The organism is Butyricimonas muris, assembly GCF_046365375.1.
GTDB lineage: Bacteria > Bacteroidota > Bacteroidia > Bacteroidales > Marinifilaceae > Butyricimonas > Butyricimonas muris.
The window spans coordinates 51,031-67,059 of the sequence record NZ_JBKEIT010000010.1 but is presented as its reverse complement, the minus strand read 5'-3'; the positions used below and the strand labels follow the sequence as shown (position 1 = coordinate 67,059).

Sequence of the window (16,029 nt, the reverse complement as noted above, 5' to 3'; positions counted from 1 at the left end):
GTGATATTCATTTTACCGTCCGTTTTAAGCGCTCGATATATTTTTCCAACGCATCCGGAGCTGTTATTTCTAGTTCTTGCAGCAAACTATCTGTCATCGTGTTCTTCATATCAAGATAATTTTCTTGCAACTCTTCTTTCAATTCTTTTTGACTCTCGAATAACATATCAAATGTCACGAAGGTTTTAATCATACAAACATTCTCTTGTTGTATAGCGAACAGCACTCCATCTTGGGTACTTCCTTCCATGTGATTTTCGGCTATCCCCTCTTTCCACGCAACACCGATATTGCGCATAAAGAAACTTCTTATCAACTCTTTATTCGAGATATTATCGTCTTTCAAAAGACGTTTCCGGTAACGTGAAAACACGTGAGCCGAAAAAATATCCAAACCAGCTTGTCCGTTCACTTCGTCAAAATCCGTATTCAAAATAGCCGCACAAGCACCACCATTATTATAAATACAAACAGCATGATAAAGCAAATGGCCAAAATCATTCCTCCATCGCCTCTCTTTACACTCCAAAAAGACTATATACTGATTACCTCCCTTGGAACGATAATCCAAGGAAGTCATCACGGGAAAGACTGTCCGATGACAAAAAAATCGGACAATCTTTTTCTGTTCCCGAGATAAATAAGCCCCAATCTCTTTGTCTTCTTTTTTTAACTCTTCTAATATCTCCTTACCGGTAAAATATTCTGTAATCATGCTTGCATCATCTTGTTGTTATTTCTTCAATGTTGAACTGCGTATACCATGCATTTTTCTTCTTCCTCTACTTAACTCTAAATTAGCAAAAGGAAGAACAAGATTTTTATCTGGCAAACCTTGCAATGAATCTTTTGATACTTGTTTCCCAAAACACGCTAAAAGTTGTTCTTCTTTCTCTTTCGGGGAAGAACAAGGTATATAATACACCCACAAATCATGCAATATTTTTAATGTTTTAATCCAATGTCCTCCGGCATGAGGCTTTGCATCACCTAATTCTGTCGTATAATATTGACTTACTCGTTTAGCCAATGTATTTTCAGTCTGACCAATATAAAGAATATTCTCATCTGGTAACCCAAAATCAGTAAGTCGTTTCTTTAATTCCTGTATACTCGGACGTTTATTATCCAATTGCAAACAGGAAACTTTATTCAACCAAAAAGCTAATATTTTTTCATCAATCGGAGCTAACGAATAAAGTTTTCTATCTTCTGATGCATCGCAAGAAGTTGAAATGATATAAATTCCTATCTCTTGACAAGTAAATCGTTCACCCCATCTCACTCGTTTCAAATTCGTAGGATTCAATCCTACCTCTTTCAATAAATTGTAAACTGTAATTGCCATACAACATTTTTTAGTTATTTACTATTTGATGAATTCCTTACAAAATATTCTCTACTACTCGAATAAAGATATTATAATCCCTACTAACATTAGAAGGGCTATAATAGAAAATACACATCCCGTTACCCGATTAGCCCTTTCTTCATTCTTTTTTACCATCTCCTCATGAGTCATGGGCTCCGGCTTTTTAGCCGCTGCTGCACCTAATACCAACAACGCTAAACCTACAATACAAATCGCAATAATCATAATCCCGCAATTAACAACAAGATAACTTAATATACTCGCCTTTCTTCTCAAACATAATTTCTGCCGCTGTTATTAGTTTTTTTAGTCTTTCAAGACTTTCTCGATAGCTTCATGTAACTTCATCATTTTTTTCTCATTTTTATTCCTTCCGCCAGTCCCCGATGCGGAAAAATATATACACGAAAAAAGCGTGGGTACTGTATGCTTATCCGGTAAAGTGGCTCTGGTAAACCATTGGTACAAATAAACAACAACCCACGCTTAACCGGTATATATGAAATACATATACGGCAAGCATGAACGTCATTCGTTTGTGTTCCTGTACCTTGAAAATTTACCAGACTTTCTTTACCAAGAATCAAACAAAACGCTTCAATATAAAATATATCCACCACGTGACATCTCCATGCCCGTGATGCAACAAATTTACAATTTTATCACGAAATAAACAACGTCCGTGGGTTGTTGCAAGAACTTTAATTTATGACAAAGAAAAACGGGAACAGGGACAGAGTATGGCACGCACTCGAAAAAAATATTATCTTTAAACCGTTTTACACGACATATTATGGCAAAAAGCGACTACACCAAGCGATATTTATACATCATCCGCGACGTACAGGAACACCCTTACATCTCCAGTAAAGAATTAATCGAACACGTGTCACGGCAACTCGTTCTACACGACTCGGAAGCCACCTCCTTCTCTACCCGCACCCTGAAACGGGATTTACAAGAAATACGCGACAAACTCGGTTTTGCCATAGAATGGGACAACCGAAGAAAAGGATACTACATCCCCGACAATGACGAGGCAAACGACCCGGAGGGAATCGCCCGCTTCCTGGAATCTTTCGAGATTCTAAACTCCCTGAACGCGGACAACGGGCTATCCCGCTTTGTTTTCCCGGAACACCATCACCCTTCCGGTACACAACACCTCTACCCCCTTGTTCAAGCGATGAAAGAAAATCGGCTTATCACTTTCAATTACTACAAATTCCGAGAACAATTAATGACCTCCCGCGAAGTAGAACCATACGCCGTGAAAGAATGCAGGGGACGCTGGTACCTAATCGGGAAAGAATCCGGTTCGAACATATTTAAAACATTCAGCTTAAACTACATCACGAACTTAAATATCACCCCGTGCGCTTTCAAGAGAAATAACGCTATCGACATCAATCGCTCCTTCCGGGATTCTTTCGGGATTATAAACGACGAGAAATTCCCCGTCGAGGACATCACCCTATCGTTTGACGCCCTTGACGGGCAATACATAAAAACGAAACCCTTCCACCACTCGCAACAAATCATAAAAGACACTCCCGACGAGTTCACCATCACCCTTCGCTTGCGCGTCACGAACGATTTTGTCATGGAACTCCTTTCTAGAAGCCGCTCCCTGCGAGTTATTCAACCATTAAATCTCAAGGCAAGAATCAACGAAATCTATCGGCAAGCCTTACTACGCAATTCCTGAAAGCCCCTAGAAATTCACGACCTTTTACCTTGGATTATTGGAATCACCAAACAACCATACATCACAAATACATTAAATATAAGAGACAAAAAATCGCCAAACCCAAGTAACGGATTTGGCGATTTTCTTGTTAAATTAAAGTGCCTTACTTCTTCATAATCTCCCCGAAATACTTGTAGAATAACGGGATGGTCGTGATTCCGTTGTAGAACTGCTCCAACGGGTAGTTCTCGTTCGGCGAGTGGATAGCGTCAGAACCTAAACCGAAGCCCATCAGCACAGACTTGATGCCTAACACTTCTTCGAAAGTGGCGATGATTGGGATACTTCCGCCGGAACGTACCGGAACGGGTTGCTTTCCGTACACTTCCTCGTATGCTTTTTCGGCAGCCGCGTAAGCCGGAAGGTCAATCGGGCACACGTAAGAAGGTCCCCCATGCAGGTATTCCACTTTTACCTTCACGTAATCGGGAGCGATAGACTCGAAATATTCCTTGAATAATTTCGCAATTTTCTCGTGCTTCTGGTTCGGAACCAAGCGGCAGCTAATCTTGGCATAAGCTTTTGACGGCAAAACGGTTTTTGCACCTTCTCCAGTGTAACCGCCCCAGATACCGCAAACGTCAAACGTCGGGCGAATACCCGTGCGCTCGTTAGTGGAGAATCCTTCTTCGCCTTTTACCTCCTTGATATCGAGAGATTTCTTGTAATCTTCCAAATTAAACGGAGCCTTTGCCATTTTAGCACGTTCCTCGGCACTTACTTCCAGCACATCGTCGTAAAAACCGGGTATCGTGATATGTCCTTTCTCGTCCTGCATCTCGGCAATCATCTTGCACAGCACGTTGATCGGGTTTGCCACCGCACCACCGAAAATACCGGAATGCAAGTCAGCGTTCGGTCCGGTCACTTCTACCTGCCAGTACGCCAAACCTCTCAACCCGGTCGTGATAGAAGGTACATCGGGAGCGATCATACTCGTGTCGGAAACCAGAATCACGTCAGCTTTCAGCATATCTTTATGCTCTTTGCAGAACTTCGGCAGGTTAGGAGAACCAATCTCTTCCTCTCCCTCGATCATGAATTTCACGTTGCAATTCAACTTGCCGGACTTCACGAGATACTCGAAAGCCTTGGCATGCATGAAAGCCTGTCCCTTGTCATCGTCAGCCCCACGAGCCCAAATCCTACCGTCCTTGATAACGGGTTCGAAAGGCTTCGTGTTCCACAAGTCGATCGGATCAACCGGCATCACGTCCATGTGCCCGTAAACCAACACGGTCGGGAGAGCGGGATCTACGATCTTTTCCCCGTACGCCACGGGATTTCCGTCTGTTTCATACACTTCTGCCCGGTCAGCCCCGGCGGCTAACATGATCTTGGTCCATTGCTCGGCACAACGGTACATATCCGGCTTATGCTCGGACAATGAAGAGATTGAAGGAATCCGGATTAACTCGAACAACTCGTTCAGGAAACGCTCCTTGTTCTCTTCCACGTACTTTTTGATTTCTTCCATTTACTTGAATATATATTGATTAATAAATAATAAACACGCTTTCGCCGTGTAAATATAATATATTCGGGTGAAGGAATCAAACGGTACGTGTAAAAAACGCTGCCGTTTAATTCCTTCACCCGGTTGCAAGTTACAGGTTTACAAGTTATAAGTTCAATACCCAGAACCTGCAACTTGCTAAGTTGTAACTTGTAACTGTTTTGACAAACGTATTTATCGAAACTTTTCAACATTTCAACATGCTATCTAAGATTAATTTTCTATTTTTGCCAAGTGTTTCAACTAATGATTTAGATATGTCAAATTTGCCCGAAATTAAAGTTTTCGCCGGAGAAAACAGTCGATACATTGCGGAAAGCATCGCTAGTTCTCTTGGGCTTGAGCTCGGTAAAAAAACGTTTACAAGATTCAGTGACGGAGAATTCGTCACCTCTTTCGACGAAACGGTGAGAGGGGAACATGTGTTTATCGTTCAATCAACCTTCCCGCCAAGTGATAATCTCATGGAGTTACTCTTGATGATTGACGCGGCTAAAAGAGCGTCAGCCTATAAGGTAATCGCGGTAATTCCCTACTTCGGGTTTGCCCGTCAAGACCGGAAAGACAAGCCGCGTGTTGCCATCGGGGCAAAACTTGTAGCCAATATGCTGCAAGCTGCCGGGGTAGACCGTGTAATGACGATGGACTTGCATGCCGATCAAATCCAAGGATTTTTCGATATTCCGGTAGATCACTTGTACGGTTCCACGATATTGATTCCTTACATCAAATCGTTGGGATTAAAAGATTTCGCCATAGCTTCTCCTGACATCGGTGGTGCCAAGCGAGCTAATTCGTGGGCAAAATACTTCGATTCGGGCTTAATCATTTGCCACAAAACCCGTATCAGAGCCAACGAAGTAGCCGACATGAAAGTAATCGGAGATGTTGAAGGCAAAAACATTATCATCGTGGATGATATGATTGATACTGCGGGAACAATTTGCAAGGCTGCCGATATGCTCGTTGAGGCGGGAGCAGCCAGTGTACGTGCCGTGGCTACTCATGCCGTTCTCTCGGGCAAAGCATACGAGAACATCGAGAATTCAAAACTCACGGAAGTGATCTTCACGGATTCCATTCCGCAAAAACAAGAATGCTCGAAAATCAAGGTATTGCCTATCGCCCCGATGTTTGCAGACACTATCCGCAACATTTACGAGCACAAGTCCATTAGCGACCATTTCCTTATGTAATTTTCGTTACAAAATATCAAATAGAAATGGTGTAAGTTAAAACTTACACCATTTCTATTTGATTATAAATTACAATCATAAATCGGGACTGCCCATTCCGGAAGGATTTCTACGTATTGTTTTGTTAATCGCCCTTTCATCGAGCGAAATAATAATGTAGCTTCTTTATCCTCTATTGAATTATCATAAATATACATTCTATCCACTAATTTAGAAACTAAACAACAATTAGAAATAGATTTCTGATATCTTGAAATAATCTTGGTAATAGGAACATCATGCCCCCCTTCCATTACCCTACCAGCAATTCGTGCAGCATTTATCGTAGGAGACTCTGTACAAACAAAAAAGAAACGAACAAAAAAACCCGCATCAATAGCTCTATAAATATAATTAACCTTGTCTTCAACAGAAAGAACCGTTTCAAAAATAAGGCTCTGTCGTTTTATCAAACAATCCTCTCGTAAATCTTCGCAATATTTCACGGCTTGCATCACCGCCTCTCTAGAATTCCAGTTACCAAATTTTTCTTGAGCAACAATATCTGGGTTTATATAAATCGAATTTTCCATCCATTCATGATGAAGAATTTTTGAAGTAACAGATGTCTTACCAGAGCCATTAGGCCCCGCAATGACAATAAGTACCGGTTTATGAAAATCACTCATTATTAAAAACTCACATTATACTCTTTGCTCCACTCCGCTTGATGTCCACGGATATAATCCCTTATTTCTTGAAAAAACTTTTTATGAGCTTCTTCTGACTTACGCTTAGCTTCTTCTGCTACCTCCTTCATTAAAGTAGCAAGCATTTCATCTGATGGTTCTTCCAAACCCGTCAAACGATAAGAGTTCATTTCTTTTTCTGACATAATCAAACTTTTAGTATGTACAAATATAATCTTTTTAAAAGAGATAACCAACTCTAATCCTCAATCCTCCAAAAAACAACACAAGAAAACCCTTTCCACATTCTCACGTACAACAATCTATACACCAAAAATAAAAGACAATGAAAACAATATTACATAGAGCTGAAAGCCGGGGATTTTTCGACCACGGGTGGTTAAAAACCCACCATACATTCAGTTTCGCGGATTACTACAACCCGCAACGCATTAATTTCGGGGCTTTACGAGTTCTCAACGACGACCGGATTGAAGGCGGCACGGGATTTGACCTGCACCCGCACCAGAACATGGAAGTGATTTCCATCCCGTTAAAAGGGGATTTGGAACATCAGGACAGCCTCGGTCACAAGGATACCATTCAAGAGGGTGAAATACAAGTAATGAGTGCCGGAACGGGTATCATGCACAGCGAGTACAACCGGAACGACGACCGTCCCACCGAGTTCTTGCAGATATGGGTATTCCCGAACAAGAAAAACGTTCCGCCCCGATACGAGAACGCCATTATTTCCGATCTGGTACAACGCAACGAAATCAGTGAAATTGTATCTCCCTACCCCGGGAACGCCAAAGGGCTATGGATATATCAACAGGCTTGGTTCTCCATCGGCCATTTGGACAAAAACGTGCTGCAAAGCTACAAGATGAAATCAAAAGACAGCCTTGGCGTCTACATTTTCATCATCGAGGGCGGCATCACGATAAAGGAGCTGGAATTGAAACGCCGTGACGGTGTAGGCGTGTATGACACGGAAGAAGTCGAATTCAAAGCCACAGAAAAATCACGGGTATTATTTATAGAAGTTCCACCCTATCAATAATATATAACACACGTGAAAAAACCGTATCTTTGGGGATACGGTTTTTTTCATGTCAACCCTGTATCAAGTTAACCTCCTCTAAAAAAAGAGTACTTTTACAAACTAAAACAAATCTATCCCGTAAGGAAAAACCAGTATTATCATTTTTCAAACAAAGAACACAAATGACACCGGAAGATATAAAACAACTTGTTGACTTTCAAGTAAATGAAATCACAGAAAGTAAAATTTACAGCCGACTGGCAAACATACAAAAGGACACGCACAACAGCGAAGTATTGAAGGAGTTATCCGCCGAGGAACTCAAACACTACCATATTCTAAAAAAATACACGGGCAAAAGCCCTTCTCCCAAGCACTGGAAAATCACACTCTACGTGTTGATTGCCCGTTTTTTCGGTCTTACTTTCGGAATAAAGCTCATGGAGAAAGGAGAAGTTCACGCGCAAGACTCCTATCGTAAATGGGCGGACGAGAAAGATTTGCAGACCATGGCAGACGAGGAAGAAGTACACGAGAGCAAACTCATCGGACTGCTTGATGAAGAAGGGCTCAATTACATGGGAGCAGTGGTACTGGGACTGAACGACGCTCTGGTAGAATTCACGGGAGCCTTGGCAGGTTACACTTTCGCCCTGCAAAATCCCAAACTGATAGCCTTGACCGGAAGTATCACGGGTATTGCCGCCGCCCTCTCCATGGCGGCTTCCGAATATCTTTCCTCCCGCGCAGAGAATGACGGGAAGAACGCGATAAAAGCGGCAATATACACCGGAATAGCTTATATCATCACGGTAGTCGTACTCATCATGCCTTTCGTCGTCATGTCGAACCCGTACCGGGCATTGGTCGTTTGCCTTACCGGGGCAATCACGATCATCGCGATATTCAACTATTACTATTCTATCGTGAAAGACGAAAACTTCAGAAAACGCTTTCTCGAAATGGCGGCGATCAGCCTTGGCATAGCGGCAATCAGTTTCGGTATCGGTTACGCTTTAAGAGTCGTCACGGGCATAGACTTATGACGCTTTTCCCGGATAAGCAACAGTCCGAGGTAGCACAGCAACCCGTTGAGCAAAAGAATCTCGAAACCGAACTTATACCCGAAAAGCAGTTCTTCCGAGTAACAATTCACCACGTAAGACAGCACCGGGGAAATCAAGCACACGAGAGGAATATACTTTTCCCGCACTTGGCAGCGGGTAGTCAACCCGAAGGCAAAAAGCCCCAGCAACGGACCGTACGTGTACCCCACCGCTTTAAAAAGAGCCAAAATCACGCTCGAATTATTCAACTCCCGGAAAAGTACCACGACAAAAATCATCAACAAAGAGAAAACGACATGCACCCCCATACGCTTTCTCTTATCCCGCTTATTCCGGGGATCTATTTTCAAAAAATCAATACAGAAAGAGGTTGTCAACGAGGTCAGCGAAGAATCGACAGAAGAATAAGCCGCCGCCGTGATTCCCAGCAAAAAGAATATTCCCGCCGCCGTACCGAAATAATTTAACGATAAAAACGGGAACACATCGTCCGACTTCCCCGGCAACACGATCCCCTCCCGTTCGGCATACATGTACAATAAGGCTCCCAGCATAAGAAACAACAAATTCGTCACCAGAAAGAGAAACGAAAACGTGAACATATTCGTCTTACAATCCCGCAGGGAACGGCAAGTCAGATTCTTCTGCATCATATTCTGATCCAACCCGTTCAAACTGACCGTGATCGCTATTCCCGCCAAGAACTGCTTCACAGTGTTCTGCCCCGAACGCCAGTCAAAATCGAACACTCGCGAGAGAGGACTCTCTTTCACCGCCGCCACTGCCGATGAAAAATCGAGATCCAACGCTTTATTCACCACGGCAATCGTCAGACCGACCGACACCAGAATACATATCGTCTGCAAGGCATCCGTCCACACGATCGTTTTTATACCTCCCCGCACGGTATAAATCCACACGAAAGCAATCGTGACAAACACCGTCACGGGAAACGGAATCCCCACTGCGTCAAAAAAAGCCAACTGTAACACCCCCACGACCAAGAACAAGCGGAAGGAAGCCCCCACCAACTGCGACACGATAAAGAAAAAAGAACCCGTCAACCGGGCTTTCTTCCCGAATCGGGAACCCAGCCACGAGTAAATGGAAACCAGATTCTGTTTATAATACAAGGGCAAAAGCACGAGGGCAATCACGATATACCCCACGCAATTGCCCGCAACCACTGCCAAATACGTCCAATGCGTATTGCCGACCTCCCCGGGAATGGAAATAAAAGTCACCCCGGAAAGCGTAGTCCCGATCATCCCGAAAGCCACCAGATACCAAGGCGAATTTCGGTTCGCGGTAAAAAACATCTCGCTATTCGCCTTTCTGGTTGTCACGAAGCCAACCAGAATCAACAACAGAAAATAAGACAGCAATATCGCTAAAACTACACTCGTGGACACAGACAATTATTTTAAATTCCACGGCAAATATAGTCACTTTACGCTCCTTTTCTATTCCGGGACATAAATAATTTCACCATTCTCAAGTTCATAGGCAATCCCCACCTTCTTTCCCCGCTTACCCGATTTGTCTTGATTTTCCGAGGGAGTGTAACGATTGATCTTCTCACCTTCCTTGGTAATGATCTCCATATTTTCCTTTCCCGGGTTCTTCACCATGGTGAAATCCTCTGTCGAAAGCATTTCCGTCATATTATAGCGAGTCACCAGCGCAACCATTAACGCCACGGCAAACACCATTGCCACGTCGAAAAGATTGGATACCGCGCTAATCGGATCATTATCCTCCTCCTTCTTCAACAAATTGCGTTTCATTTTCGTTCATTTTTTTCGTTCAACACCTCGACCAAACATTCCAGATTAGTCATATCCTGCAAATACCAACGTTGTTTCACTTGCTGCGTCAGGAAACCGATAGCTCCCGCCACCAGACCGATCACCGTCGTGGCAAAAGCCACCTGCATATTATAAGCCATAGAAGCGATATCACCCGTTGACAACCCTACCAACGCCGGTCCCATGGGAATCAAGGTTCCCATCAACCCGAGAATGGGCCCCAGCTTCGTCAACATCTTGGAAGTTGCCAAATCCTTATCGGCGGCAATCTCGAAATTCGCCAACAACCGCTGCACTTGGGCTTTGTTCCCCTGTTCCGCCAATATCCGTTTCATAAACATCACCACCAATGAACTACTCTTCTCCGGCAACTTGGAACCGAAATGATCGATATTATCCACATGCAGCGTTTCCATCTGCTCCCGGATCAACTTGTCCGTCTTGCGAATAGAAACATACTGACCGAAGAAACTGCCCACCAGCAAAAGGGAGCGGAAAAACAATAAAATCAACAATACAATAACAGGCACCAACAATCCTGTTGATATCCAAAACATGATATCAGAAATCGCGTTCATTATCTTTTCAATTTAAAAGTTAGTTTTCTTTTTATTACATACACGCTCCACCCCACGACAGCCCCCACCGCAAAAAGTCCGATACAGCCGGACATTGCCGACCAATCAACTCGCGTCGTCCCGTCCACGGCTGTACGCCCGTTCACGGTAGCAATAATCCCCAGAATGGCCGCCAGAGCATTGGTTAGGAAAAACAATTCCAACCGCAATTCCGCCTCCGGCAACAACCACTTGATAAACCAACGTCCCAAGGGAACAACTACCGCGATAAACAAGGCAAACAACCAAGCGATTAATTCAAACGACACACCCGGGAATGTAAATATCGTTTGCGTGAGCCCGAAAAACAATACCGGCAATATCAACACCCCCGGGAACCGGTACAACACCCGGTAAGCCCACATCATACGCCGCTTCACGGGAGAGAAATTCGCCACGTGAACCGACAACAGGCAAAAAGCCATTTGCAGGGACAGTTCCAGTGTCAGAATCACCGATGTATCCAGCATCAACTGATTGTCGAACAACCAATCCGCGATCTGCGTCTTCGATTGCTCGATAGCGTAAGGCCACACCAGCAACACGAAAACCGCGGCAATACCGGTAGCGACAAGCGTCGCTACCGGTTTCCAAAAGGTCTGCTTCAACAAAAAATTAAATGCCGTCAATAGAATCAGAATCCAAACTATCGTATCCATGATTACATACTGCTTTTACGTCTTTTCCTCATCAAGACCGCCAAACCGATCAACACCACAATCACCCCTGCCGCTATCCACGGCGTACTCACCCGATTCGTGCGCTTCTGTGTTTCCGAGGCTATCTCGTCTTTCTTCATCACCACCCCTTTGGACCGGTCTGCCGCAACCTCCCTCACCTGCTGAATACTGTTCCGGTACTCTTTCGCCGCTTCGGGAGTCGCTTTGGAAGCGATAAAATCACGCAATTTGGCATTATCACACACAAATCCGGAACATGCCGGTTTATACTTCTTAATCAAATCCGTGTGTAACTCCGACAAATCCGCCAACTGCTGCCCGGTAGCCTTCCACATCCCCTTACGCGCGGTTTCCATCATAATGGCAGTGATCTCCTGCAACGCGGCAGGACTCACTTTCTCGAAGAAATCCTGCACCCCGAGGTCAAATTTATCCTTCACGTACACGTTATAAATCTCGTCCCACATCTCGTTGTCAATCACCGAAGGTTTCATCACGTTCCACCCGTAAGTATTACGGATAATTTCAGTAAAACCGGATGCGGAGGTTGCCTCTCCTTTCATTTTTTCTTTAATATACGAGGGATTGAATATCGTCGTTCTGGATTCCACCCCGATCGCCTCCTTCACCTCCTGCATCTTGTTATTATTCCGGTTCCGGTAATCACTCAGGTAAGCATCCGGGTCTTTCCCCGTCACGTTACGCACGGCAAGATTCATTCCGCCCATGAACTCGTACACGTGATCAAGGCTCAACGCTCCCCACGTGTTACTCTGCCGGGGTTGTACCACCACGTCCGTGCGGGTTAGCGCTGCCTCGAAAGCGAATTGCCTGAATTTCTCCCAATTCTTCTCGCTACCGTAGTAAGCCCCCATGTTATTCAAGTAAGTCGCCGCAATTTCCGATTCACTCTCCCAGCGATCTCCCGCCTCTACCATCACCGTGATTCCGGTTCCGTAACCGCCATTCGCACCCCCGAACACCCGGAATGTCGAAATCTCACGGGCATCCTTCGGGGAAATTCCCTTATCAATCAATGTCCTCTCCGCTTCCAGCACTCCGGCAGCCACTTGATTCTCGTATTTATCATCTTTGGCAGCCGCTGCCATTTCCACGGCTCTATTCACGAGGAAAAGACGGGAAGCCGCAATATCCCGCAACTGCCCGGAAGTCTGTACCACCACGTCTACCCGGGGACGTCCCAACTCGGCAGAAGGAATCAGCTTCAAATCGCTCACCCGCCCGAAAGCATCCCGCACGGGCTCCACGCCGAGCATATACAACACTTGGGCTATCGTGGCTCCTCCCGTTTCGATAAACTCGCCGGACCAAAGCGTGTAGCTCACCTTCTTCGGGAACTCCCCGTCATGCCGTTTCCGGTACATCTCGATAGTACTCTTTGCCAACTGCATCCCTTTCTCCCAAGCGGACTCCGTGGGAGTTTCCTCCGCGTTAATGGCAAAAAGATTGCGCCCCGTCGGCAACGTGTTCGGGTTCACGATAGGATCCCCGCCGGGCGAAGGAGCCGTGTACCCGCCATTCAAAGCGTTCATCAACGACTGCAATTCGACTGCCGGACTTTCCGCCAATGCCCGTTTGTAATTATTCACGTTCTTCAACGTCTTCTCCACCTCCATGATGGCAAGAGCCTTGTTCACCTCCTCTTTCGAGTACTCTTTCGCTTTCTTGCCCATCATCGCTTTCATCATGGCACTCATATCGGGCTTATCCTCTTTCGGCTTCGTCATTGCCGCCTTCATCTTCTCCATCGCCTCTTTCGGCGCTCCCATCTTCTCCGCCATAGCCAATCGCTCCTCGGGAGTCTTGTCCTTGCCCATCTGTTTCATCATCTCCTTCATCATCCCGGACATCCCCTCTTCCTTCTTTTCATCTTTCACGGTCGGTTGCTTTGCCGTCGCCGCCATCATCATCGCCATCATCCCCTTGGGCGCGTTCCGGTCCGCATCAATCTCCCGGGCTTGAGCCAACTCCCCGCTCGTGATTCCTGCCACGCGGCAAATAAAGTCGTCGTTCACGTTCTCTCTCCCGTTCAACAACCTCCCGACCAACTTCTTCGCCGGCTCCAGATAACGTTCGGTAAAAATAGCCTTCCGCTTCAATACCCCGGCATCCGCCTTTCCCCGCAACTTATCCAACGCGTACAACCCGTAAGCAATCGGGTCGGTCGCCATAGAATAAACGGAAGACTCTATCCGGGCAGCCTCGTAAGGCACTCCCATAGAGTACAACTGTCCGGTCACCTTCTCCGCCGCCAGTTCATCCGCGAAGTTTTCAATCTTCAAAACCTCTTCCTCGGTATAGGGAACCGTCAACACGCTATCCAACCCCAACTCCCGGTGCATGCCCAAGGAAACCGCCAACTCTTTCACCGCCAAGGAAGCCTGCTCCACGTCCTTCGCGTTGGCGATACCCTTCTCCGGGTACAATTTCTGGTTGTATATCTTTATCTTTTCCGTCAGACTCCGGTAAATACCCCACACGTTACTCTCCATAAACGGGGGAGTCAGATAGGATTGCAACATCCCGTATCCCCGACGTTTGGCAATCATCCCCTCGCCCACGTCGCCAATGGAATAAATATACAAGTGAGGCACACTGCCCACGAGTCTGTCCGGCCAATCCAAATCGCACAGGGCTGCCTGCTTCTTGGGCGTAAACTCCAGACTGCCATGCGTCCCGAAATGTATCATGGCATCCGCCTTGAACCCGTATTGCATCCACAAGTAAGCCGCAATATAAGAATGAGGGGGAGCCGCATCCGTCCCATGCACGATCTGGAAAGCGTTATCCCCGCCCCCGGCAGCGGGTTGCGGCATTATCACCACGTTCCCGAACTGTATCCGGGATATTCCCAGTATCCCGTCAGCGGGACTCATGTATTCCCCGGGAAATTCCCCGAAAGCGGCAACCACCTCGGCATATTTCTCCGGGCGCAGGGCTTGTTTCACCCAACTCTCGTACTCCTCCCTCGAAATCAACAAAGGGTGACTCTCTTTCAAGAAACGATCTACCACGCCGTCGGCATAAGTCCCGAACACGGCACCTTCCGCCATGATCATTTTCTCCAGTTCCTTGTGATTTGCCGGAAGGCCGTCCACCCGGTAGCCCTCCTCTCTCATCTTCTTCAAAAGATTGTACAACGAGGGAACCACTTCCATTCCCGCCGCGCTCATGGCACTCTGTCCCGGTCCTTTATAGTAATAAATCACCACCCGTTTCTCGCTATTCGGCTTATCCCTCAAGGCAAGCGTTTTCTGTATATTCTCCACGTATGTTCTCAAACGGGAAGGCTCCGCGTAGGAATGGCGTAATCCCTCCTTGTCCTTATACTGGGCGAACAAAGCCGACGTGCGGATAGCCCCGTCTATTTCGGGCGTAACAATACTCTGGGACATAAACCCGCCGGACATTCCCATGGGATCGCGTTCCCATTCCTCCACCAGATTATTCACCGTCAGCGGCGCGAACAACAGAATATTACGTTCTTTCAAATAACGCACCATGTCATCGCCCAAACGGCCGTGCGCCATATTAATTATCGCGTCCGGGGCAATCTCCCAGATAAAATCAAGCAAACGCCGCAACGACAACACCGGGTAAACATTATACCCGACCCGTTCCAGCGTGTCGATTAACCCCGTGGCATCGGCCATCTGTCCCGTCACCACGATTTTTTTCGCCCCATCCCTGTATAATTTCTTATCTTTCAAATATTTCTCGTACTCCCCGACAGACAGAAAGTCCAGTTCCTCCCCCGGCTTGTCCAAATCCGCATGGTACAGGATATCCGATGCCCGCTCGATCGGCTCCCCCGGTTCCTCGACAGCAATCATCACCTTCCTGTCAATATTCTTCCGCACGTAATTCAGCAAATTCTTGTAATTCCGCCTGCCCCCGCTACCGAGATAAGCCCGCAAGGCAGCCTGATCGACCGAATCTATCGTGCATATATTATTCGCCGGGTTCGTCGCCATCGTCGTGAACACCGGTACACCCTTGTCCGCCGCGTTTTGTATCTGCTGCCGCTGTTCTTCCACGACACGCAACCCCATCCCGTTCACGAACACCATATCGAAGCCGGACAAACGCCCCAACTCCTCGACGGGAACTTCCTGCAATTGAATAAATGAATTGTCATTCGCCTTCGCGATACTCCCCATCGTCATCGTCTGGAAATTCACGAAAGCAATCCTCGTGGTCCCGAACCATACACGATACCCCCACACTCCCAACAAGATCACGACCAAAAGACATCCCCATTTAAGCCATTTCTTTTTCATCCGTTT

At 46.1% G+C, this 16,029-nt stretch carries 15 protein-coding genes; 4 read left to right on the top strand and 11 right to left on the bottom strand.

All coding sequences use genetic code 11. The features are described from left to right. Positions 1-7: 7 nt before the first annotated feature. The 3 genes from ACK8P8_RS16080 to ACK8P8_RS16070 are packed head-to-tail and all read right to left on the bottom strand — an operon-like array spanning position 8 to position 1,597. A complete protein-coding gene (locus tag ACK8P8_RS16080; RefSeq protein WP_186974831.1) occupies positions 8-715 on the bottom strand; it encodes a hypothetical protein in 708 nt (235 codons plus the stop codon). Positions 716-733: 18 nt separating this feature from the next. Further along, on the bottom strand, positions 734-1,348 hold the full coding sequence (locus tag ACK8P8_RS16075; protein ID WP_186974832.1) for a hypothetical protein: 615 nt from the start codon (positions 1,346-1,348) through the stop codon (positions 734-736). Positions 1,349-1,402: 54 nt separating this feature from the next. After that, positions 1,403-1,597: a hypothetical protein gene (locus ACK8P8_RS16070; RefSeq protein ID WP_186974833.1), complete on the bottom strand. Its 195-nt coding sequence runs from the start codon at positions 1,595-1,597 to the stop codon at positions 1,403-1,405. A gap of 568 nt (positions 1,598-2,165) precedes the next feature. Here ACK8P8_RS16070 and ACK8P8_RS16065 point away from each other — a divergent pair. Next, entirely contained in the window at positions 2,166-3,080 is a 915-nt protein-coding gene (locus ACK8P8_RS16065; protein ID WP_186974834.1) for a helix-turn-helix transcriptional regulator, read from the top strand. Positions 3,081-3,225: 145 nt separating this feature from the next. Here ACK8P8_RS16065 and ACK8P8_RS16060 read toward each other — a convergent pair whose 3' ends face one another. Further along, entirely contained in the window at positions 3,226-4,599 is a 1,374-nt protein-coding gene (locus ACK8P8_RS16060; RefSeq protein ID WP_186974835.1) for a dipeptidase, read from the bottom strand. Between the two features lie 296 nt (positions 4,600-4,895). Here ACK8P8_RS16060 and ACK8P8_RS16055 point away from each other — a divergent pair, with 296 nt between their 5' ends. Beyond that, positions 4,896-5,834, top strand: a complete 939-nt coding sequence (locus tag ACK8P8_RS16055; protein ID WP_099291269.1) for a ribose-phosphate pyrophosphokinase — start codon at positions 4,896-4,898, stop codon at positions 5,832-5,834. A gap of 62 nt (positions 5,835-5,896) precedes the next feature. Here ACK8P8_RS16055 and ACK8P8_RS16050 read toward each other — a convergent pair whose 3' ends face one another. Further along, positions 5,897-6,502 carry an ATPase gene (locus ACK8P8_RS16050; protein WP_186974836.1) on the bottom strand — a complete coding sequence of 202 codons (606 nt, stop codon included), beginning with the start codon at positions 6,500-6,502 and terminating at the stop codon, positions 5,897-5,899. Between the two features lie 2 nt (positions 6,503-6,504). Beyond that, on the bottom strand, positions 6,505-6,708 hold the full coding sequence (locus ACK8P8_RS16045) for a hypothetical protein (protein WP_186974837.1): 204 nt from the start codon (positions 6,706-6,708) through the stop codon (positions 6,505-6,507). 140 nt (positions 6,709-6,848) lie between these two features. Between ACK8P8_RS16045 and ACK8P8_RS16040 the strand changes: the two genes are divergently transcribed. Further along, a complete protein-coding gene (locus tag ACK8P8_RS16040; RefSeq protein ID WP_186974838.1) occupies positions 6,849-7,568 on the top strand; it encodes a pirin family protein in 720 nt (239 codons plus the stop codon). A 164-nt stretch (positions 7,569-7,732) separates the two neighbouring features. After that, the gene (locus tag ACK8P8_RS16035; RefSeq protein ID WP_369859560.1) at positions 7,733-8,596 is read left to right on the top strand and encodes a VIT1/CCC1 transporter family protein; all 864 of its coding nucleotides are present in this window, start codon (positions 7,733-7,735) and stop codon (positions 8,594-8,596) included. Here ACK8P8_RS16035 and ACK8P8_RS16030 read toward each other — a convergent pair. Genes ACK8P8_RS16030 through ACK8P8_RS16010 form a run of 5 tightly spaced genes read right to left on the bottom strand, consistent with a single transcriptional unit; the run spans position 8,560 to position 16,023 of the window. After that, positions 8,560-10,029 (bottom strand): sodium:solute symporter, encoded by a 1,470-nt coding sequence (locus ACK8P8_RS16030; protein WP_369859559.1) that lies wholly within the window; start codon positions 10,027-10,029, stop codon positions 8,560-8,562. The two genes, ACK8P8_RS16035 and ACK8P8_RS16030, sit on opposite strands and share 37 nt — an antisense overlap. Positions 10,030-10,080: 51 nt before the next feature. After that, a complete protein-coding gene (locus ACK8P8_RS16025; protein WP_099291273.1) occupies positions 10,081-10,404 on the bottom strand; it encodes a DUF2149 domain-containing protein in 324 nt (107 codons plus the stop codon). Continuing rightward, positions 10,401-11,003, bottom strand: coding sequence for a MotA/TolQ/ExbB proton channel family protein (locus tag ACK8P8_RS16020; RefSeq protein WP_369859558.1), 603 nt, complete (start codon positions 11,001-11,003; stop codon positions 10,401-10,403). Before ACK8P8_RS16020 ends, ACK8P8_RS16025 begins: the two co-directional genes overlap by 4 nt. After that, positions 11,003-11,701: an HmuT family protein gene (gene hmuT, locus ACK8P8_RS16015; protein ID WP_369859557.1), complete on the bottom strand. Its 699-nt coding sequence runs from the start codon at positions 11,699-11,701 to the stop codon at positions 11,003-11,005. The genes ACK8P8_RS16020 and hmuT overlap by 1 nt, the downstream gene beginning before the upstream one ends. Positions 11,702-11,703: 2 nt before the next feature. Then, positions 11,704-16,023 carry a cobaltochelatase subunit CobN gene (locus ACK8P8_RS16010; protein ID WP_410026056.1) on the bottom strand — a complete coding sequence of 1,440 codons (4,320 nt, stop codon included), beginning with the start codon at positions 16,021-16,023 and terminating at the stop codon, positions 11,704-11,706. Positions 16,024-16,029: the final 6 nt, after the last annotated feature.